At 57.4% G+C, this 21504-nt stretch carries 17 protein-coding genes; 8 read left to right on the top strand and 9 right to left on the bottom strand.

The genetic code is table 11. The annotated features are described in order from the left end of the window. Positions 1–22: 22 nt before the first annotated feature. Positions 23–1408: an efflux transporter outer membrane subunit gene (locus tag NQ842_RS12535; RefSeq protein WP_257255898.1), complete on the bottom strand. Its 1386-nt coding sequence runs from the start codon at positions 1406–1408 to the stop codon at positions 23–25. 162 nt (positions 1409–1570) lie between these two features. Here NQ842_RS12535 and NQ842_RS12530 point away from each other — a divergent pair, with 162 nt between their 5' ends. After that, positions 1571–2254, top strand: coding sequence for a copper/silver response regulator transcription factor (locus tag NQ842_RS12530; protein ID WP_014831964.1), 684 nt, complete (start codon positions 1571–1573; stop codon positions 2252–2254). Next, positions 2244–3701, top strand: a complete 1458-nt coding sequence (locus NQ842_RS12525; protein ID WP_257255897.1) for a Cu(+)/Ag(+) sensor histidine kinase — start codon at positions 2244–2246, stop codon at positions 3699–3701. Before NQ842_RS12530 ends, NQ842_RS12525 begins: the two co-directional genes overlap by 11 nt. Here the strand turns inward: NQ842_RS12525 and NQ842_RS12520 are convergent. Next, positions 3669–4580 (bottom strand): LysR family transcriptional regulator, encoded by a 912-nt coding sequence (locus NQ842_RS12520; RefSeq protein WP_063426477.1) that lies wholly within the window; start codon positions 4578–4580, stop codon positions 3669–3671. The two genes, NQ842_RS12525 and NQ842_RS12520, sit on opposite strands and share 33 nt — an antisense overlap. Positions 4581–4697: 117 nt before the next feature. On the opposite strand from NQ842_RS12520, the gene NQ842_RS12515 reads away from it, so the two are divergent. Then, positions 4698–6107: an MFS transporter gene (locus tag NQ842_RS12515; protein WP_257255896.1), complete on the top strand. Its 1410-nt coding sequence runs from the start codon at positions 4698–4700 to the stop codon at positions 6105–6107. Between the two features lie 36 nt (positions 6108–6143). On the opposite strand, the gene NQ842_RS12510 is transcribed toward NQ842_RS12515, so the two are convergent. The 3 genes from NQ842_RS12510 to NQ842_RS12500 are packed head-to-tail and all read right to left on the bottom strand — an operon-like array spanning position 6144 to position 8854. After that, positions 6144–7139: a DUF2891 domain-containing protein gene (locus tag NQ842_RS12510; RefSeq protein ID WP_257255895.1), complete on the bottom strand. Its 996-nt coding sequence runs from the start codon at positions 7137–7139 to the stop codon at positions 6144–6146. Between the two features lie 9 nt (positions 7140–7148). Beyond that, entirely contained in the window at positions 7149–8135 is a 987-nt protein-coding gene (locus tag NQ842_RS12505) for a DUF979 domain-containing protein (protein ID WP_014831969.1), read from the bottom strand. Next, on the bottom strand, positions 8132–8854 hold the full coding sequence (locus NQ842_RS12500) for a DUF969 domain-containing protein (RefSeq protein ID WP_125365058.1): 723 nt from the start codon (positions 8852–8854) through the stop codon (positions 8132–8134). The genes NQ842_RS12505 and NQ842_RS12500 overlap by 4 nt, the downstream gene beginning before the upstream one ends. Positions 8855–9069: 215 nt before the next feature. Between NQ842_RS12500 and NQ842_RS12495 the strand changes: the two genes are divergently transcribed. Then, on the top strand, positions 9070–9618 hold the full coding sequence (locus NQ842_RS12495) for a winged helix DNA-binding protein (RefSeq protein ID WP_125365057.1): 549 nt from the start codon (positions 9070–9072) through the stop codon (positions 9616–9618). Between the two features lie 2 nt (positions 9619–9620). Here NQ842_RS12495 and glgX read toward each other — a convergent pair whose 3' ends face one another. The 3 genes from glgX to treZ are packed head-to-tail and all read right to left on the bottom strand — an operon-like array spanning position 9621 to position 15961. Further along, complete coding sequence (glgX, locus tag NQ842_RS12490; protein WP_257255894.1) at positions 9621–11696, bottom strand: glycogen debranching protein GlgX; 2076 nt, start codon at positions 11694–11696, stop codon at positions 9621–9623. A gap of 15 nt (positions 11697–11711) precedes the next feature. Next, complete coding sequence (gene treY / locus NQ842_RS12485; RefSeq protein ID WP_257255893.1) at positions 11712–14180, bottom strand: malto-oligosyltrehalose synthase; 2469 nt, start codon at positions 14178–14180, stop codon at positions 11712–11714. Beyond that, positions 14177–15961 carry a malto-oligosyltrehalose trehalohydrolase gene (treZ, locus tag NQ842_RS12480; protein ID WP_257255892.1) on the bottom strand — a complete coding sequence of 595 codons (1785 nt, stop codon included), beginning with the start codon at positions 15959–15961 and terminating at the stop codon, positions 14177–14179. Before treZ ends, treY begins: the two co-directional genes overlap by 4 nt. Before the next feature lie 162 nt (positions 15962–16123). On the opposite strand from treZ, the gene NQ842_RS12475 reads away from it, so the two are divergent. From NQ842_RS12475 to NQ842_RS12465, 3 genes are all read left to right on the top strand, one after another. Then, positions 16124–16864, top strand: coding sequence for a 5'-nucleotidase, lipoprotein e(P4) family (locus NQ842_RS12475; RefSeq protein WP_257255891.1), 741 nt, complete (start codon positions 16124–16126; stop codon positions 16862–16864). Positions 16865–17006: 142 nt separating this feature from the next. Next, entirely contained in the window at positions 17007–17993 is a 987-nt protein-coding gene (locus NQ842_RS12470) for an MBL fold metallo-hydrolase (RefSeq protein ID WP_047361856.1), read from the top strand. Between the two features lie 15 nt (positions 17994–18008). Beyond that, positions 18009–18920 (top strand): LysR family transcriptional regulator, encoded by a 912-nt coding sequence (locus tag NQ842_RS12465; protein WP_257255890.1) that lies wholly within the window; start codon positions 18009–18011, stop codon positions 18918–18920. Here NQ842_RS12465 and NQ842_RS12460 read toward each other — a convergent pair. Continuing rightward, positions 18911–19795, bottom strand: coding sequence for a LysR substrate-binding domain-containing protein (locus NQ842_RS12460; RefSeq protein WP_050860663.1), 885 nt, complete (start codon positions 19793–19795; stop codon positions 18911–18913). The two genes, NQ842_RS12465 and NQ842_RS12460, sit on opposite strands and share 10 nt — an antisense overlap. Before the next feature lie 115 nt (positions 19796–19910). On the opposite strand from NQ842_RS12460, the gene NQ842_RS12455 reads away from it, so the two are divergent. Further along, positions 19911–21398 carry a UbiD family decarboxylase gene (locus tag NQ842_RS12455; protein WP_014831979.1) on the top strand — a complete coding sequence of 496 codons (1488 nt, stop codon included), beginning with the start codon at positions 19911–19913 and terminating at the stop codon, positions 21396–21398. Positions 21399–21504 lie beyond the last annotated feature (106 nt).

The following is a 21504-nucleotide window of genomic DNA, read 5'->3' as shown; positions in this document are numbered from 1 at the left end:
TTTCCTGTTGAGTTAACTGAGGTTATTCGACCCAACCGCCGCCCAGCGCGGTGAAGAGATTAATTTCATTAACCTGTCGGGCATAAATAAGGTCGAGAATGTTTTGTTGCGTGGAAAACAGCGCACGTTCCGCGTCTAATACTTCGATATAACTGACCGCACCGCGGGTATATAACCCTCTGGCACGCTGCAGGGTGATGTTTAGCGAATCAAGATACCGCTGTTGCGCAGCAAGCTGCTGGCTGAGGCTGTCCCGCAGCGCGAGCGCGTCGGCGACCTGTTTAAAGGCGGACTGAATTTTTTGTTCGTAATTCACAACCGACTGCTGCTGGCGAATTTCGGCCAGCTTCAGGTTGGCTTTATTCCTGCCCGCATTAAAAATGGGAATGTCTATTTTGGGAATAACGTTCCACATGCCGCTGCCGGACGTGAAGAGGCCAGATAATTCCGTGCTACCCGTTGAAAGCCCACTGGTCAGGGAGATGGACGGGAAAAAGGCCGCGCGCGCCGCGCCAATATTCGCATCGGCCGCTTTAAGCTGATACTCCGCCTCCATAATATCCGGGCGCTGGAGCAATATTGCCGATGAAAGATGGGGCGGTAGCGTTACCGGCGCAATATCGCTGGCGTTCATTCCGCTGTCGCCCGGTAGCGCGCGATACGTTCCGAGGACCAGTTGTAAGGCATTATTGGCCTGTGCCAGCTCCCCCTCTCTTTTGGCAATTTCTGCCCGGGTGCTTTCGATCTGCCCCCGTGCCTGTTCCAGCGCCAGCACGTTCGTGCTTCCCGTCACCAGCTGTTGCTCAACGAAGGCGTAAGACTGCTGATAATTTGACAGCGTATCGCGCGCGATACGCAGCTGTTTGTAGGCCAGTTGTTGGTTGAAATAGCTCTGCGACACATTAGCGACAAGCAAAATATGCACGGCACGACGGGCTTCTTCGCTGGCGAAAAAGTTTTGTCGGTCGGCATCGCTCATGTTCTTTAGCTTGCCGAAAAAGTCGAGTTCGTAGCTAAGCGACAGTCCCGCGTCGTACTGCCGGGAAGTGGGTTTGTCACTCTTTAGCCCCCCGCTGTAAGTGATGTCCGCGGAGGCGTTCAACTGAGGATAACGATCCGAATCCGTCACGTTGAACTGCGCCCGGGCCTCTTCAACCTTCAGCGCGGCCATTTTTATATCGCGGTTGTTCTTCAGGGCCTCTGTAATCAATCCCGCGATTTGCGGATCGACGAAGAAGTTGCGCCAGCCGGTGTCCTGATACAGGCCTTCCACAGGCGTCAGGCTGTTACGCGAGAGCGAAAACTGCTGGGGTACCGGTGACGCCGGGCGCTGGTATTCAGGGGCCAGCGAGACGCATCCTGCCAGGATAAATACCGTAGTGATGCTTAGTCGTTTTAACAGGAACATAACGGTTCAGATGAATTCCAGAGTATTTTTAGGGCTACTCTACTGAACGCGTCCTGTTTGACGGGTGACAGGATAATGACAATGTTGTCATTTATGGCGTAAGTCATTGTTAACGGTCGCGGGTGCAATAGAATGTGCTGAGCAGCCAGTCGGGGAAGCGTGATGAAAATATTGATTGTTGAAGACGAAATTAAAACCGGTGAGTACCTCAGCAAAGGGCTTACGGAAGCGGGCTTTGTGGTGGATCGCGCTGACAACGGCCTGACAGGCTACCATCTCGCCATGACCGCCGATTATGACCTGCTCATTCTGGATATCATGCTCCCTGATGTGAACGGCTGGGATATCATCCGCATGCTCCGTTCTGCCGGAAAGGGAATGCCGGTCCTGTTGCTGTCGGCTCTCGGCACCATTGAACACCGGGTGAAAGGCCTGGAACTGGGGGCGGATGATTACCTGGTTAAGCCCTTTGCCTTTGCTGAGCTGCTCGCCCGGGTCAGAACGCTGTTACGACGCGGCAATACGGTGATCGCCGAGAGCCAGTTTACGGTGGCAGATCTGAGCATCGACCTCGTATCACGAAAGGTAAACCGCGCCGGAAACCGCATTCTGCTCACCAGCAAAGAGTTCAGCCTGCTGGAGTTTTTTGTTCGCCATCAGGGTGAAGTGCTGCCCCGCTCGCTGATTGCTGCGCAGGTCTGGGACATGAATTTCGACAGCGACACCAACGCGATTGACGTCGCGGTGAAGCGGTTACGCGCCAAAATCGACAACGATTATGAACCGAAGCTGATCCAGACGGTGCGCGGCGTGGGCTATATGCTGGAGGTTCCGGATGCACAGTAAGCCCGCCAGACGCCCCTTCTCCCTGGCTCTGCGCCTGACGTTCTTTATCAGTCTCTCCACCATTCTGGCTTTTTTCGCGTTTACCTGGTTTATGCTCCACTCCGTTGAAAAACACTTTGCCGAGCAGGATATCAGCGATCTGCAACAAATCAGCCGCGCCATGCACCGCATACTGCAGTCGCCCGCGGATCCGGATGAAAAGAAAATCAGCAAAATCAAAGAGTCGCTTGCCAGCTATCGCAACGTTGCCGTCCTGCTGCTCGATCCCCGTGGCAATGTGCTCTTCAGCTCACAGGGCGAGGCCATCCGGCCAGCGGTGAATACCGCGGATTTCAGCGCCCATCGCCGCGCGCAGGATGTCTTTCTCTGGACGGTGGAGGATGCTGGCAAGGCGATGCACGCCGGGTCCGAGATGAAGATGGAAACGTACCGGATTATCGCCTCTTCCGGCACGGCGACATTGCAGGGAAAAGAACAACACTATGTCATGCTGATCGGCCTCTCCATTAATTTTCATCTTCACTACCTCGAGGCGCTGAAAAAGAACCTGATTGCCATCGCGGTGGCGATCAGCCTGCTGATTGTTCTGCTCATTCGCATCGCGGTTCGTCAGGGACACCTGCCCCTGCGTAACGTCAGCAATGCGATAAAAAATATCACCTCAGAGAATCTGGATGCGAGGCTTGAGCCGTCGCGGGTGCCGGTTGAGCTGGAACAGCTGGTGATCTCGTTTAACCACATGATTGAAAAAATTGAGGATGTCTTTACCCGTCAGGCAAACTTCTCTGCCGATATCGCCCATGAGATCAGAACCCCGATCACCAATCTGGTAACGCAAACGGAAATTGCGTTAAGCCAGAACCGCTCGCCGAAAGAGCTGGAGGATGTGCTGTACTCCAGCCTGGAAGAGTACAACCGGATGACCCGCATGGTCAGCGATATGCTGTTCCTGGCCCAGGCGGATAATAATCAGCTGGTCCCTGATCGGGTAACCTTTGATTTGAGCGCGGAGGTGATGAAAGTCTTTGATTTCTTCGAGGCCTGGGCGGAAGAACGCCATATCACGCTGCGTTTTAACGGGACGCCTTGCCTGATAGACGGCGATCCGCAGATGTTCCGAAGAGCCATCAATAACCTGCTCTCCAATGCCCTGCGCTATACGCCGGAAGGAGAAACGGTGACCGTGTCGGTAAGCGAAAAGGAAAATGCGTGCGAACTGATCGTTGCCAACCCCGGCAAGCCTATTCCTGAAGCGCATTTGCCCCGGCTGTTCGACCGCTTTTACCGGGTGGATCCGTCCAGACAGCGAAAAGGCGAAGGCAGCGGGATCGGCCTGGCGATTGTGAAATCCATCATCACCGCGCATCACGGCAACGTGCGTGTGGAATCCGATGCCGTGTCGACCCGTTTTATATTATCGGTGCCGCGACTGATGGCACACCGCTAGCACCTTCTCTCTGAGCCACCGGTGGCCCGGGTCCTGCTCCATTCGCGGGTGCCACATCTGTGAAACGGTAATGGTGCGGGTGGGAAATGGCAGTTCAAAGATGTGCACATTCTCGCTCATCGGTTGATTGAGCAGATACAACGCCGGGACCATCGCAATCAGATCGGACGCCAGCGCCACGGATAACGCAGTCGGAAAACCGGGCACCACGCTGGCGATTTTGCGTTTCATCCCCCGCGCGGCCAGGGCATCATCAACAAAACCGTGTGATGATCCGTTCGGGGCGGTCACCACATGACCCCAGGCGACATAATCCTCAAGGCTGACTGTTGGCAGCGCTGCCAGCGGATGCCCTTTGCGTACCGCGCCCACGAAATGGTCTTCAAACAGCCGCTGCAGACGAATTTCGGGCCCCATGTTGCTCTGCACACCAATTTCCAGGTCAACCAGTCCTTCCCGCAGATAACGCGACGTTTTCTCCGGTTTCGGGGCAAAGCGAATACAGACGTCCGGCGCTGCTTCCGCAACGGCCGCAATCAGCAACGGGCCAAACGCCACCACAAAGCCATCATTGGCTCTGACGGTAAACACCCGTTCAAGATTTTCTGCCCGGAACGTGTCCGTTGAAGGCTGCAGCACCGCCCTGGCCTCATGCAGCGCATGCCGGGCGCGATCCCGGGTGGCTTCGGCCCACGGTGTCAGCACCATCTGACGCCCGGCCCGCACCAGAATCGGATCGCCGGTGACCTCACGAAGCCTGCTCAGCGTACGGCTCATGGCTGAGGTGCTGAGATTAAGACGCCGCGCCGCCCCCGCCACGCTGGCTTCAGCCAGCAGGATGTCAAGCGCGACAAGTAAATTGAAATCAGGATCGGTCACGGTGACTCCTCATATAAGGCGTTTCATGCAACAAATAAGTGCAAAGGCTGCGTCTTCCGCCCTGTATAACCGATTACTATAGTGTCGTCATCAACATTTTTCCCTGGAGAAAACACGATGACGCTCTTTTCAAACCAACCCGGCGACGAAGGGTTACCGGGACATGAACGCGCCCGGGTGATGGCCGCGGTGATGACCACCACGCTGATGGGAGTCTTCGACGGCACCATAATCAACATTGCCCTGCCATCGATGGCCAGCGCGATGCAGGTGCCCGCGAACGTCGCTGTCTGGTTCGCCAACGGCTATCTGCTGTCTGCGGCCATGACGTTAGCCATCTTCGCCGCATTCGCCGCGCGCGTGGGTTACCGCCCGGTGTTTCTGGCGGGACTGGCTTCGTTTACCCTGACCTCGCTCGGCTGCGCGCTGGCAACAACGCCGGAAATGCTGATCGGGATGCGAATTCTGCAGGGTATCGGCGGCGCGGCCACGTTGAGTATTGCCCCGGCGATCCTGCGCTCGGTATTCCCGGGACGGCTGCTTGGCCGCATTCTGGGGCTGCATGCTCTGCTTATCGCTTCCAGTACTGCCATTGCGCCGGTGCTGGGCGGAACAATCCTGGATGTCCTGAGCTGGCAATGGTTGTTCGCAATCAACATTATCCCGGGCTCGATTGCCCTGCTGTTGGCATGGAAAGCGCTGCCGCGGACGACGGGCACTGATACATCTCCGTTCGACGTGCCCGGTGCCCTGTTGTCCGTCATCCTGCTGGGGTCGATGATCATGGCGGCAAACAGCGTAGAGAATACAGCGCACGCCATCAGCACGGGTTACTGGGCACTTGTCGCCACGATCAGTCTTATTGCCTTTGTCTGGCATATCCGTCGCACCCGGAGCCCCATTCTGCCGCCGGTGATATTCAGCAACGGACGGTTTACCCTCGCCGCCCTCACCTCGCTGGCTTCATTTGTGAGTCAGGGCATTACCTTTGTCGCGCTGCCGTTTCTCTTTCAGAGCGTGTACGGCTATAGCCCGGCGATCGCCGCGTTACTGTTCACCCCCTGGCCCATAGGTATTGTACTCATTGCGCCGCACGCGGGCCGTTGGGCAGATACGATCTCCGCGCCGCTGATTTCGACCCTCGGGCTGATGATTTTTGTCGTTGGGTTGATTTTGCTGGCGACGCTGCCGGCCAGCCCTTCTGCCTGGGATATCTGCCTCAGGAGCCTGGTATGCGGTATCGGCTTTGGCTGTTTCCAGAGTCCCAATAACCGGGAAATGCTCTCTAACGTTGCCCGGGAGTATGCCAGCTATGCATCGGGGGTGTTGTCCATTGTCAGAACGTTTGGCCAGTGTCTCGGTGCCGCCGTGGTGGGTGTTTTGCTGGCCGCGACCGCAGGGTCAGACCATCAGACGCTGGATGACGGTGCCGTTCATCTTGCGCTGTGGATCGCGGTGATCGCGTCAACTACATCGGTGTTATTTAGCGTTAGCAGACTGCGTAACGCGCGAAGGGCTACGGCATAAACGCCAGGGCAGCGTCCTGCGACGCTGCCCCCATATTTACTCCAGCGCCAGCAGCGCAAAACTCGCCAGCCAGTGCCCACCGCTGTAGTGACTGCCGACAACATGCTCGACGCTCGCCGTCAGGTGTTTCGCCACCGCATCACGCAGCGCCTGCTGCGCCGGATGATCCTCCGGCAGCACACTGGCAATATGCTTCATGCACCAGGCGCGGCTGAGGTTTAATCCGTCCAGATGGGCAATTTTCGGGTCGGTACGGTCACTCACTTCTGCCGGGTTCATCAGCGCCGCAACGGCCCCGATATTGGGCAGAAACGCGTCGAACCAGGCCGGGAAATTCTCCGCCACTTTGCTCATCAGCAGGGCTTCTGTCAGCGCGCCGGACACATACTCATCGCCACCCGGTTCATAGTGAGCCGGATACTGCGTATCCGCGAGATAAAACCGCGTCGCCGCCTCCAGAATGGCACTCTCCAGCGCGCTATCTTCCACCGCCCGGGCGTAATCGACCCCCAGCGCCAGCGCAAACGCGGTGTTGTAATGCGTGCCAACCCGGATCGGGTACGTCAGCTTGCTGAGGTAATCCACCAGGCGGTTGCGAATGTCCTGCGTTAACGGCTCAAGCGTCTGATACCAGCCTGCCGCCTGCGGCAGCGATGACTGTTTTAGCTCCTGAGCCAGCGCCAGCAGCCAGCCGTAACCATACGGGCGTTCGAACGAGGCGCGGAACGGCGCGTTGAAATAGGCCAACTCCTGTGCCACCTTTTCTGGCGTGAGATGGTCGGCAAACAGGGTGATAATGTCTTCCCGGCACGACAGTTGCGGGTAAAGACGCAGGCAGCGCAGTAGCAGCCAGTAGCCGTGCACCGCCGAGTGCCAGTCGAAACAGCCGTAGAAAATCGGGTGCAGTTCGCGAGGCGGCAGCACGTCGCCATCATCATTGAGCAGGTGCATGATGTGGTTCGGGTATTCCTGACGCAAATAGGTCAAAGGCATGCGGGCAAATGCGTCAGCCTGATGTTGCGTTAATTCCATGACAGCTCCTTAGCGAAACACGAGGAAATACATGAGGAACACGTTCACCACCAGCAGGGTTAACGCGGTCGGGATCTGGATCTTTATGACCTGATATTTGTCTTTCAGCTCCAGTAACGCGGCGGGAACGATGTTGAAGTTCGCGGCCATCGGCGTCATCAACGTGCCGCAATAGCCTGCGTACATACCAATCGCCAGCAGCGGTGCCGGGTTACCGTGATGCACGTGGATCAGGAACGGTAAGGCGATACCGGCACTCAGCACCGGGAAGGCCGCAAAGGCGTTGCCCATGATCATGGTGAACAGCGCCATACCCACGCAATAGATCACCACCAGCATAAAGCGGTTATCCGGGTTCACAAACAGGCTGACCACCTGTTGCACGGAGTTGCCGGTATTGGCTACCACGAAGACCCCGCCCAGCATGGCCAGCATCTGCGGCAGGATCACCGCCCAGCCAATGGTATCCACCAGGCGGCGAGACTGACGGACGGCATGCAGCGGCGTGCCCTTTGTCAGCCACCAGCCGGTAAGGATCGCCGCCACACAGGCCACGCACAGCGCCGCCAGCGTGAGCTGTTTTTGATCGAGCAGGTAAACCCCGCCAATCGACACCCCTTTCAGGAACAGCGTGCCGATAACCGTCACCACCGGGATCATCAGGGCCGGTAAAAACAGCCAGTTTTTCAGCCGGTTTGAGGAGGCAATACGCTCGGGCTCGCTGGCCATTTTGTAGTGCCCTTTTCCAACCAGGCCAAAGCCTGCCAGCAGCGCTATCACAATCACGGCGCCGCCAATGATCCGGTACGCCAGCGAGCGACCCAGCTCCTGCACCATCAGGTCACCGAACAGGAAGATCCCACCGAACAGAAACCAGAACAGTGCTGTGGTAAAGCGTTTGGGATTGGCGCGATCGCGCAGGGTCATGATCACCAGCAGCATCACGACAAAGCCAATCAGGTAGTACACGCGGTTGATAGTGAGCAGCGTCATCATGGCGCGATCTCCTGCGTTCCCTGCCCGGCTTTCCAGGTCATCACGTCGCGACGGATGCTGGCATCCAGGCGCAGCAGACGCGTCATATGAATTATCAATGCCGCAATCGCCGTCGGGATCGCCCACAGGCCGATATGCAGCGGTTCAATTCCCTGAATACCGTTCTCCTTCAGGAAGGCGTCGATCAGCAGTACCGCCCCGAAGGCGATAAAAATATCCTCGCCAAAGAACACCGCGATATTGTCGCACGCGGCGGCATGGGCTTTGATTTTGTCGCGGATATACTGGGGCAGCTCGCCGTACTCATTCAGCGCCGCCCCTTCGGCCATCGGCGCCAGCAGCGGACGCACCGTCTGGGCATGACCACCCAGCGACATCAGCCCCAGCGCGGCCGTCCCCTCACGGGCGACAAAATAGATCATCAGAATACGCGCCGAGGTGGCGCTGGCGATCTTCGCCACCCACGCCTGCGCGCGCTCTTTAAGACCGTAATATTCCAGCAAACCGATAACCGGCAGGATCAGAATGAAAGTGGCCAGAGAGCGGCTGTTGACGAACTTCTCGCCGAAGGTTTCCAGCAGCATGCCGAAATCCATCCCAACCAGCAGACCCGTCGCCAGCCCCGCTACCACAACCACCAGTAGCGGATTGAAGCGCAGGGCAAAACCAATAACCACCACCGGGATCCCGATAAGCGGCAACAGTGCAGAACCGTCCATAAACGTTACCCTATCCAAAGTGAGCGTTGCGCGCCGACGGCTATTTTTTTAATTTGCGGCGAGCGATGTTGTGTTTTACGGCAGGCTTCGAAAACCTGCGTTAAAAAGCTATATCTGAACCGCAAAAACATGTAAACAATTTATCAATAAAATGTTCTTATTTTATCGATGAGTTTACATTTCCGGGCAACAGCCACACTCCCGTAAGGAACGTTATGACCCTGAAGAAAAGTGCTGCATCAATGAATCACGACGACATTAACGACGGCCGGATCGTCTCCTCCCGCCATCTGGTTTCCGAGCGCTGCGCGGAGCTGTCGGAGCTGGAGTACGCGCTGATCATGACCAGCAACGCGTTCAATAAATGGATGGTGCGCTGCATGACGGCCGCCGGTGAGCCGGATATGGGCGCCTTTGACGTCTCGCTTTTGCATCATGTGAATCACCGCAATCGCAAGAAGAAGCTGGCCGATATCTGTTTTGTGCTCAACGTGGAAGACACCCACGTGGTGACCTATGCGCTGAAAAAACTGGTCAAGGCGGGCTACGTCACCAGTGAAAAGGCAGGAAAAGAGCTCTTCTTCTCCACCACGGAGGCGGGTAAAGCGCTGTGCATGAAATACCGGGATGTGCGCGAAGCGTGTCTGATCAACATTCATGCCGAAAGCGGGATTGCTGGTGCTTCTATCGGTGACACCGCCCAGCTGCTGCGCACCATTTCATCCCTGTATGACACCGCCGCACGGGCGGCGGCATCACTTTGACATCACGGGCGTCTGAAGAGGGTAATACTGCGTCCCGCCAGTTCGTAATCCACGGTCCGGGTGATGACCTCGCCCGTGGCAACGTCCCCTGCCGTGGAGAGTTCCAGCACCCAGCCACCTTCCCCAAACTGCGGGATCTGGAACGACACGGCGCCTTCGAACGGATTGAACAGCATCAGTACGTCGTGCCAGATCCCCTCCTCCTGAATAAGATCGGGCCGGCTGATGGAGACGCCGAGCGTCGAGCCCTCCTCCCAGTGTTCTGACTGCTGCGGTCCTCCTCCGGCGTTGAACCAGCGGATCTCAAGGCCGTCGCGCCAGCTCTCCCGGCGCAGCAGCGGCTGTTTCGCGCGAAGCGCAATCAGGTGCCGGGTAAACTCGCGCAGCGCGACGTCGTTTTCTGATAACCCTTTCCAGTTGATCCACGAGATCTCGCTGTCCTGGCAATAGCCGTTGTTGTTCCCTTTTTGCGTTCGGCCAAACTCATCCCCGGCCAGCAGCATCGGTGTACCGTGGGAGAACAACAGCGTGGTGAGGAAGTTCCGTTTCTGCCGCTCACGGATGGCAATAATGTCGGGGTTCTCGGTCGGGCCTTCCTCGCCGTAGTTATACGCGCGGTTATCGTTGTGCCCGTCGTTGTTCTCTTCACCGTTATCGGCATTGTGTTTCTCGTTGTACGACACCAGATCGTTCAGCGTGAAGCCGTCATGCGCGGTAATAAAGTTGACGCTGGCCCACGGGCGACGACCGCGTAAATCATAGAGATCGCCCGAGCCCAGCATGCGGGCGGCAAAATCAGTGGGGACGTTATCGCCCCGCCAGTATTCGCGAACGGTATCGCGATATTTGTCGTTCCACTCGCCCCAGCCGGGCGGGAATCCGCCCACCTGATAGCCGCCGGGGCCGATATCCCAGGGCTCACCGATGAGCTTGAGTTTTGATAAAACCGGATCCTGGGTCATGGCATCAAAGAAGCCACCGCGCGGATCGAACCCTTCTGGCTCGCGCCCCAGTATCGTGCCCAGATCGAAGCGAAAACCGTCGATATGCATCGATTCCGCCCAGTAGCGCAGCGAATCCATCACCATCTGCAGCACTCGCGGGTGTGAGGTGTTCACCGTATTCCCCGTGCCGGTGTCATTGATGTAATAGCGATGCTGATCCGGCAAGGTGCGGTAATAGCTGTAGTTATCGATACCCTTGAACGAGAGCGTCGGGCCAAGCTCATTGCCCTCTGCCGTGTGGTTATAGACCACGTCCAGAATCACCTCGATACCCGCGTCATGGTAAGCGCGCACCATATCGCGAAAACCCTGGATCCCCGCCGGGCCGTAATAGCGTGACGCGGGGGCAAAAAAGCCCAGCGTGTTATAGCCCCAGAAATTCTTCAGGCCGCGGTCCAGCAGGTGCTGATCGTCCGGGAACCAGTGAACCGGCAGCAGCTCGACGGCGGTGATACCCAGACTTTTAATGTAATCGACCGAGGCTTTATGCCCCATGCCTTCAAAGGTGCCGCGCAGCTCGGGCGGTATCGCCGGGTTGAGCTGGGTAAAGCCTTTCACATGGCTCTCATAAACCACAGTATGCGGCCAGGGGATCGCTGGCCGCTGATGGTCCTGCCAGTCAAACGCATTGGGATCGATGACCCTGCATTTTGGGGTGAACGGCGCGCTGTCCCGCGTATCAAAGCTCAGATCCAGCGCGTCATGACCCAGCTCGTAGCCAAAATGGGCGTCATTCCAGTCGATATCGCCCACCAGTTCACAGGCATAGGGATCGATCAGCAGCTTATGCGGGTTAAAGCGATGCCCGTTTTCCGGGTCATACGGCCCGTAGACGCGATAGCCATACAGCGCGCCGGGCTTCAGGTCCGGCACATAGCCGTGCCAGATCTCGTGGGTATATTCCGGCAGCTCCAGCCGCGCGATTTCCGTTTTGCCGGAGGGGTCGAACAGACAGAGTTCCACCCGCTCGGCGTGGGCAGAAAACAGGGCGAAGTTAACCCCTTTCCCGTCGTAATTTGCGCCGAGCTGCTGGCCGTGACCAGCCCGAATTTCAAACCTGTTATCCTTTGCCATTTTCGTTCTCCACGATTATTCGCAGGTAAGCAGAACTAACAAACTTCCTGTTTCAGACGTTAAATCCAGCGTCTCCCGCAGCTCCCGGCGTTCACCGGTAAACAGATCCCGGTAGCGTTTCCCGGAAAGTTCTGCGGGGATGGCAACCGAGGTGTTGGCCCACAGCGTTTCGTTTGTGGGGGTAGCAAAAACCAGAAGGGGTACGGCAACAATCAGCGCCTCCCCGTCCTTCACGCGCGCGTAGACAATCAGGTTTTCCTCGCGCTCGCCGCTGACCTTCAGCGGCAGCCAGTCACCATAGCGGAACAGCGATAAATAGTGCTGCCGGACGCGTAACAGCGTGGCGGTGACATACTGCTTCACCCTGCCGTTTCGCCATTGCCGTTCGTCAGCAAAGAGCGTCGCATCAGCGCTGCCCAGGTTTTGCCTCAGCGTGGCAAAGTCTGGCTCCAGTCGGTTATCCGGGTCGACCAGGCTAAAGTTAAGCGCCTCGCTTCCCTGATAGATATCCGGTACGCCCGGCGCCGTCAGTTTGATCACCGTCTGGCTCAGACTGTTCATCAGCCCGGCGCGGATAAAGGGTTGCAGGGAGGACGCGAAATCATGCAGGAACAGCGTGTTCTCAGGAGATAGCAAGTGCCGGACGTAATTCAACACCACGCTCTCATAGCTCTCATTGCTGTCGATCCAGTCGGTACGCTGTTTGGCCTCGCGCAGCGCTTTCTCAATAAACCCGAGGAAACGCGCTTCGAGAGACTTCAGCCCTTCATCATCGTCAGGCGACAACGTTGCAGGCCAGACGCCCGCCAGCGCCTGGTAGATCATCCAGGTATCGGCCGCGTTTGGTGCGGTACCGTCATTGAGAAAACGCACCTGGGTCTGGTTCATCTGTCGCCAGCGCGCCAGATTTTCGCCCCACTGTTCCGGGGCCTCCGTCAGGGTGTAGAGACGCGCCCGCGCGTCTTCCCCGCGCTTGGTGTCGTGCGTGGAGGTTCCCAGCAGCGCATCGGGCTGACGGGCCAGACGAATACGCATCTCCTGGTGAAAGCGGGATAACGAAAACGCGCGCGGGGTGGGATCGGCCCCCACTTCGTTCAGGGCGAGCTCAAGGTTGTGGCGGAAAAAGAGCGTATCTTCCACCGATTTCGCCATCAACGGCCCGGTAAGCTGCTGGAAGCGGGTTCTGAACAGCGAGGCCGCATCGCGGCTGCTGGCGTCCAGGTCGCCGGTAAGTATCCGCACAATCAGGCTCAACGCCGGTTCCGGTGCGTCCACGCTGGCAATAACGCGGTTCAACAGCGCGACATCCGGGGCGGTTAACCCGTCGGCGGTGCCGTAGGTGCGGTAGACCGGAAAGGCAATCAGCAGTTCGCGCAGCGTATATCGGATATCGTCCTGCGGCACGTCAATGCCGTTGTGCCGGGCAAGGTCGGTGGCAATGTTGAGCAGCGTGGTGAATTCACCTTCAAAATTGCGATCGGTCATCAGCCCTTTAGCGTTGCGAAGTTCCGCATGGCGATCGACCGTCACGCCCAGCGTCTCGTCGTGGATTTTTTCCAGCCGCCCGAGGTTATTATCGTCGACCAGCACTTCGGCCAGCGAGGCGATAAACTCGTAGCCGGTGGTACCAGAGACCGGCCATTCCGCAGGCAGTTGTTCCCCTTTGGCGAGAATTTTTTCCACCGTGATATAACAGTCGGGACCGGTTGCCTGCCGTAACCGCTGCAGGTAACCCAGCGGGTCGGCCAGCCCGTCGATATGGTCTATGCGCAACCCGTCGACAATGCCGGTATGCACGAGCTCGAGGATCAGGCGATGCGTATCCTGAAACACCCCCTCGTCTTCCACTCTGACGCCCACCAGGCCGGTAATTTCAAAAAAGCGCCGCCATGAGAGCTGTTTCGGCGCTTCCCGCCAGGACATCAGACGCCAGCTCTGCGCCTCGTGGATCGCCTCAATGCTTTTATCCGCATCCCATGTTCCGGGGTTAAGCGGATAGGCTGTGTCATAGTAGACCAGCGCGGCCTCACCTGTGACACTGTCACGTTTCAGAGCGATCGCCCCCTTCTCCAGCTCGGCCTCAAAGGTATCGCCAAGGAACGGCAGCGTCAGCGGGCGCGACCAGTCGATATCAAAATAGTGCGCGTAGCGGCTTTGCTGACCAAACGCGATAACGTCCCGCCACCAGCGGTTTTCCAGCGAGGTCGACATGTGGTTAGGGACAATGTCCAGGATCAGCCCCATTCCCGCCTGCCTGAGTGCCGCCGTCATACGGTCGAATCCGGCGCGTCCGCCAATGGCGGGCTCGATCTCATTAGGATCGGTGACGTCATAGCCGTGGGTTGACCCGCTGGTGGCGGTAAATATCGGTGAGGCATAGAGATGGCTGATCCCGAGGTCTTTAAGGTATGGCACCAGCTCCACCACGCGGTCAAAGGTCATGCCATTGCGGAACTGTATTCGGTATGTGGCACAAGGGATCATGATGCGTCTCCATCTGCAAAACGAACGACAATGCTGTTTGGCGGTAATACGTCACTGACCTCCGGCCAGCTAAAGAGCGTTTCACCTGCCAGCGCAGGAACGTCAACGGGGTTATTACCGATATTGAGCGCCAGCGACAACGTGCCCGTCGGGAAAGACCAGCTCACCGCCGCCATACCGGGAGCGGTCTTAACGATTTTCCCCTCAACGGTGCCGCCAGGGCGGAGTAATGGCACAAGATAGCGATGCCGCAGGACCAGCAGGCTTCGCGTGAAGCGCAGCCAGGATTTACCCTGCGCAGTCGTCACGTTATGCCAGTCCAGTTTTGAGCGGGCAAAGGTCTGCTCGTCATTCGGATCCGGTACATCACCATCGTGCCCGCTGTGGCCGGTAAACTCTTTTGCCCGCCCTTCCCGCACGGCTTTCGCCAGCTCGCCATGAAAATCCGTAAAGAACAGGAACGGGCTAGTTTCGCCGTACTCTTCGCCCATAAACAGCAGCGGGATATGGGGTGACAGCAGCAGCGCGGCGAGCAGAACGCGGGTTTTATCCGCGCCCGCCAGGGTAATAAGCCGTTCGCCCTGGGCGCGGTTACCGGTTTGATCGTGGTTTTGAATAAAATCGACAAAGAAGGTCGGCGGCTGGGTGTGGCATTCCACCCCGCGTGAGTGTCCGGTCTGCAAAGAGACCTCACCCTGATAGACAAACCCTTCTGCGAGCGCTCTGGCGAATTTTTTCTCGGGTTCGAAGGCAAAATCCTGATAGTAGGCATGCGTTTCGCCGGTGGCAAAGACGTGGGCGGCGTTGTGGAAGTCATCATTCCACTCGGCGGTAAACAGCGGCGTGGCTCCCTTTTCATCCCGTGGATGCAGGAAAATGACGTTACGGCTGTCTTCGGTGGTGAGATGGATATGACGATCCGGGAGCGCTTCGCGGATCGTTTCCGCGATCTGCTGAAGAATATGTTTCGACGCCGTATCTTTGATCTGGTCGATGGCATCAAACCGTAAACCATCCAGACGGTATTCAGTCAGCCAGAACAGGGGCGCATCCAGAATGTAGTGTCTGACCGGCTCCCGTTCATAGGCAATACCATTACCCCACGGCGTCATTCTTTGCGCATCAAAAAACGCGGGTGACAGCAAGGGGAAGTAGTTTCCCTCGGGGCCGAAATGGTTGAGTACGATATCCAGCACCACGGAAAGGCCCAGGCCGTGCGCCGCATCAATGAACGCGTGAAAATCCTCCGGCGTGCCATAGGCGGAGTGCGGGGCATACAGTAATACGCCGTCATAGCCCCAGCCGCGACTGCCGCCGAACTGTGAAACCGGCATGACTTCAAGCTGGGTGATGCCGAGTTCAGCCAGATACGGCAGCTTGTCGATAGCCGCCCGGAAGGTGCCCTGCGGGGTAAAGGTGCCAATATGCAGTTCGTAAATCACCGTCTCTTCCCACGGTCGCCCTGCCCAGTTCGGGTTCACGGGCTGATAGCGGCCGGGATCGATCACCACGGAGGGGCCATTAACGTCACCTTTCTGCGCCCGCGACGCGGGGTCAGGTACCGTCATGCCGTCCTGTAAAACGAACTGATACTCGGTGCCATGCGTCACGCCAGGTACGTCAATCTGGAACCAGCCGTGACCGATCGCCGCCATGGGCAGATCCTCGTCTGCCAGACGTAGCGTAAGTTGTTGTTGTCCTTCAGCCCAGACGCGAAAACGTACAACGTCACCGGAAATAAACTCAGCACCCCACTGCTTTTGAAATGTCCTGAATTCCATTCATTGTCCTCGAATGACCCACATTTTACGCGGAACGAAGTACAAGCTTAGTTCAGGATCGAAAGCACGCTTCAACAGCGGCCAGAAGTGCAACCGTCATTTTTCTGTCACTAAAATTCATTACGCTGTCGTCATTTTGACAAGGGTGTTAAGGAAACTATAGTGAATTCAATGATTAAGGCATTACTGGTGGCATTACCGATGTTGAGCGGAACCGCTACAGCGGCGAATAATGAACTGTGTGAACCAAAAGCCTACGAAATGGCGCTGCGCTACCAGCAGAAGTCGGCTGAAATCATGGCGCTTCAGCTGCAGACGTACCGTTTTGCCACCGGGCGTTTTGATGAGAAGGTGAAAGATCTGAAAACGCCAGAAAATTACGCGGTGGTGATGGATCTGGATGAAACCGTGCTCGACAACACCCCGCTGTTGGTGCGTGACATGGAACAGTGCCATGACTACACCCAATGGGATACCTGGAGCGACTGGGAAAAACAGGGAAAACCCGGCCTGATCCCCGGCGCGCAGGCGTTTCTTGAGCATGTGGATCAAAGCAAGGTGCGTATCTACTATGTCTCTGACCGCATGCAGGAAAATAAAGCAGATACCATCAAAACGTTAAAATCCCTTGGCCTGCCGCAGGTCTCGGACGACAGCGTGCTTCTGGATACGGTAAGCAAAGAAGAGCGCCGCCAGAGCATCCTTAAAAAGCAGCAGATCATTATGCTGTTTGGCGACAGCCTGCCGGATTTCGCCGTGCAGTTTAAAAACAAAAAACCGAGCGAGCAGCAGCGCGAGCTGGTTGAGGCAAGTGCAGAGCATTTTGGCAATGACTGGATTGTGCTGCCTAACGCCGCTTATGGCTCATGGTCAAAAGCCACGCCGGATAGCTGGAAGCCGTAACAATATGCCCGCCGGGCACGGCAATGCCATTGCCCGGCCAACCCACTGAGCTATTCATCCCATTTATAGGTCCTATCACTTTTGAGCGGGTTCTTAAATTTTGATGCATAAGTAAGATGAGGACTTTCTAAAGGAGATCATCATGCTTACTGTCAAGAAACTTGCCCTCTCTACGCTCATCACCAGTTCACTGCTCTTCTACCCTGCGCTGCACTCCCTGGCAGAGACGCCTCAGCACGTGGTAAAACAACCGGCGGGCGGCTACAGCGTTCAGGTGGGCGACGTGCTGGTCACCGCGTTTACAGACGGCAGCGTCGCGCAGGATTTGCATAAGCTGCTGCGCCGGACAACGCCGCAACAAATTGATGCACTGCTGGCGAAAAATTTCCAGACCAACCCGCCAGAGGTCTCCATCAACGCCTTCCTGATTGCGCTGCCGGGACACAAAATTCTGGTCGATACGGGTTCAGGCCAGCTCTTTGGTCCGGGTAACGGTGGGCGTTTAATCGAGAGCCTGGCAACGCAGGGGATCAAACCGCAGGACATCACGGAAATCTTACTGACGCACGCCCATTCCGATCACGCCGGTGGCCTGATTAAGGACGGCAAGGCGGTATTTACCAACGCTCGCGTGTTTGTCGGGAAACCGGATATCGACTTTTTCTTCAATGAAGAGAATCAGAAAAAAACCGGTTACGACCAGAACTACTTTGACGTGGCGCAGAAGACCTTAAAACCGTATCTTGATGCCGGCAAAGTGGTGCCGTTTACCGGTACTTCTGAGCTGCTGCCGGGTATTACCGGAACGGTTCACCCTGGCCATACGCCGGGCTCGGCCTTCTATACGCTGGTAAGTAAAGGCGAGAAGATCACCTTCGTGGGCGACATTATTCACGCTGCTGCGGTCCAGTTCCCGCAGCCTGAGGTGACCATCGCCTACGATGAAGATCAGGACGGCGCCGCCCGTGTGCGCAAGCATGCCTTTGACGACTTCGTCAAAAACAGAGATCTGGTTGCCGCGCCACACCTGCCGTTCCCCGGTATCGGCTATGTCACCAAAGGCGAACGTGCGGGCTATGCCTGGGTTCCGGTTACCTATACCAACCGGGACGCCAGCACGGCTAAATAAACAACGGAAAACACCATGACGCCATTTTCAGACCTGGATATTGACCTGATATTGACGTTGGATGCACTGCTCACCGACCGGAACATCACGCATGCCGCCGCACGTCTGGGGGTCAGCCAGCCCGCGCTGTCAGCCCGTCTTTCGCGCCTGCGTGCCATTTTTGGCGAGCCGTTGTTTATCCCTTCCCCACATGGACGTGGGGTGTTGCCCACACCCCGAGCCGAGGCGCTGAGGCCACAGGTCGCGGCCGTTCTGCGTGGTATCAGCGCGATGCTTGCCCCCACCGGGTTTAACCCCCGCGAGAGCAACCGCACGTTCGTCATTGCCCTGCATGAAAACCCGGCCCTGATGCTTGGGGCTGAACTGCTGAATCACATCAGACGTGAAGCGCCGGGGATCCGCCTGCGTTTCGCCCTGCCGGAGTGGGTGAACCTGCCCCAGCAGCTGGAAAGCGGAGACGTTGATATTTACATCGGCGTAAGTGCGGGCGCGCACGACGGCTGGGTCAGACGCAAACTGTTTGAAGACGCGTTTGCTACCGCCCAGCGCAAAGAGCATCCTCGCGGTACGGGGCCGCTGGATCTGGCGCAGTATTGCGCCCTCTCTCATCTGGTGGTCTCCTCCCAGGGCGATCCATTTACCGGCTTTGTCGACCAGACGCTGGCCGGGCTGGGATATCAGCGCAACGTGGTGATGTCCACGCAAAGCTATGCCATGGCACCGCCTCTGGTGGCGGGGACTGACCTGATTTGCACCTTACCGGGACGCATGTTGCAGCAGTTCGCCACCACGCTCGATATTTTCCCACCGCCGCTGCCTTTGCAGCCGATCGCCATCAGCATGTACTGGCATCCTAAAAACAGCCAGGATACGGCGAGCGCCTGGTTGCGCGAACAACTGCTGCTCGCCGCCGGACGTCAGCCCTGAGCGACAGTAGTCAGGAACTTTTTTAAGACTTCAGAACGTATGATTCGGTGACAAACCAGCGTCAGCTCGCTCTCCCTGAGCCGATCAATAATGTCGACATAAACCACATTCCCGACGCTCACCGCCCTGGCTGAGGCGGGCAAGAGCGCAATGCCAAATCCCGCCGCGACAAGGCTGATGACGGTGGGCACGTCGGTGGCATTCTGCACCACCTCCGGCTGGAAACCCGCCCCGTTACAGGCATCACAGAAATATTGTTCCAGCCCCATGCCTTGCGGATCGCGCAGCGAGATCCACTTTTCGTCCTTCACGGATGAAAGCGTCAGTGCGGATGACGTTGCCAGGGGATGTTGGCGAGGCAGCGCCAGCACCGTTTTTTCTGAGGTAAAGGGACGAGATTGCAGATCGTCAGGTAACGCAGGCAGCGGAGCCCGGATAATCGCCACGTCCAGCTGGTTGGTCTCCACGGCTTCGTAAAGCGTCTGCACGTTCCCGGTCATCAGCGAAATGGCAATCGCGGGCCAGTTTTCGTGCAGCTGGCGTAGCGTAGCAGGCAGCTTACCGTCGAACATCGCACTCGATACACATCCCAGATTCAACACCCCCTGTTCGCCACGGGCGGTTTGTCTGGCGTCCAGCACAGCCTGCTCGGTCATCGCAATTGCCAGCCGGGCTTTGACCAGAAACGCGTCTCCGGCAGGCGTCAGGGTTAAGCGACGATGTGCCCGGCTAAACAGTGTGACGCCCAGACGCGCCTCCAGCGCTTTAATCTGCTGACTCAGCGCCGGTTGCGCCATGTTCAGCCGCTCCGCGGCGCGGTGCATATGGAGCTCTTCGGCCACCACCAGAAAATTACGCATCAGACGAAATTGCATGACGAAGTTCCGCGAAAATTGATAATAAAACTATTATCAAAATAGCATTAATGATGCAATTGATGCTATCTGTCGTTCGCCCAACAATGGAGGTAAGCCATTAAGGGAGAAAAACATGCAAAACCCCATCAACGATCTCAGAAGCGCCATCGCGTTGCTGCAACGCCATCAGGGTCACTATATCGAAACCGATCACCCCGTAGATCCCAATGCGGAACTGGCAGGCGTGTACCGCCATATCGGCGCGGGCGGTACCGTAAAACGCCCCACCCGCACGGGCCCGGCCATGATGTTCAATAGCGTGAAGGGCTACCCCGGCTCCCGCATTCTGGTAGGGATGCACGCCAGCCGGGAAAGAGCGGCACTGCTGCTGGGGTGCGAACCCTCGAAGCTGGCGCAGCACGTCGGTCAGGCGGTGAAAAACCCGGTTGCGCCGGTGGTGGTCCCGGCCTCTCAGGCACCATGCCAGGAGCAGGTCTTCTATGCCGACGACCCGGACTTTGACCTGCGTAAGCTGCTCCCGGCCCCAACCAACACGCCGATTGATGCAGGCCCGTTCTTCTGTCTGGGGCTGGTGCTGGCAAGCGATCCGGAAGATACCTCGCTGACCGACGTGACCATTCACCGTCTCTGTGTGCAGGAGCGAGATGAACTCTCTATGTTCCTTGCCGCCGGTCGCCATATCGAAGTCTTTCGCAAGAAGGCCGAAGCGGCGGGCAAACCGCTGCCGGTCACCATCAATATGGGACTTGACCCGGCTATCTACATTGGGGCCTGTTTCGAAGCGCCAACCACGCCATTCGGTTACAACGAGCTTGGCGTCGCCGGTGCATTACGCCAGCAGCCGGTGGAACTGGTACAGGGTGTGGCGGTAAAAGAGAAAGCGATCGCGCGGGCGGAAATCATCATTGAGGGCGAACTGCTTCCCGGCGTGCGCGTAAGAGAAGATCAGCACACCAACACCGGCCACGCCATGCCGGAGTTCCCGGGCTACTGCGGTGAAGCCAACCCGTCCTTACCGGTTATCAAAGTGAAAGCGGTCACCATGCGAAACCACGCGATCCTGCAGACGCTGGTGGGCCCGGGCGAAGAGCACACCACGCTGGCCGGTTTGCCGACAGAGGCCAGCATTCGCAACGCGGTCGAAGAGGCCATCCCTGGTTTTCTGCAGAACGTCTACGCACACACCGCCGGGGGCGGTAAATTCCTCGGCATTTTACAGGTGAAAAAACGCCAGCCCTCAGACGAAGGACGTCAGGGCCAGGCGGCGCTTATCGCCTTAGCCACCTATTCCGAGCTGAAAAACATTATCCTCGTGGATGAAGACGTGGACATCTTCGACAGTGACGACATCCTGTGGGCGATGACCACCCGCATGCAGGGCGATGTGAGCATCACCAACATTCCGGGGATCCGTGGCCACCAACTGGATCCGTCGCAGTCGCCGGACTACAGCACCTCGATCCGAGGAAACGGCATTTCCTGCAAGACTGTCTTCGACTGCACGGTACCGTGGGCGCTAAAGGACCGCTTTGAACGTGCGCCGTTTATGGAAGTTGATCCCACTCCATGGGCACCGGAACTGTTCAACGATAAAAAATAAGCCGTCGTCGCCGTTTCTTCACCCCGATGGGGTGAAGAAACGCAAGCTTAAATTGCCGCTTCCCCTGCTTTCTTGTACCCTTTCAGCGTTTACCCCAACCTCCTGA

The sequence above is a fragment of the Enterobacter cloacae complex sp. R_G8 genome (genome assembly GCF_024599795.1).
Lineage (GTDB): Bacteria > Pseudomonadota > Gammaproteobacteria > Enterobacterales > Enterobacteriaceae > Enterobacter > Enterobacter dissolvens.
The sequence above is the reverse complement of the archived record's forward strand: the minus strand, read 5'-3'. Positions and strand labels throughout refer to the sequence as shown.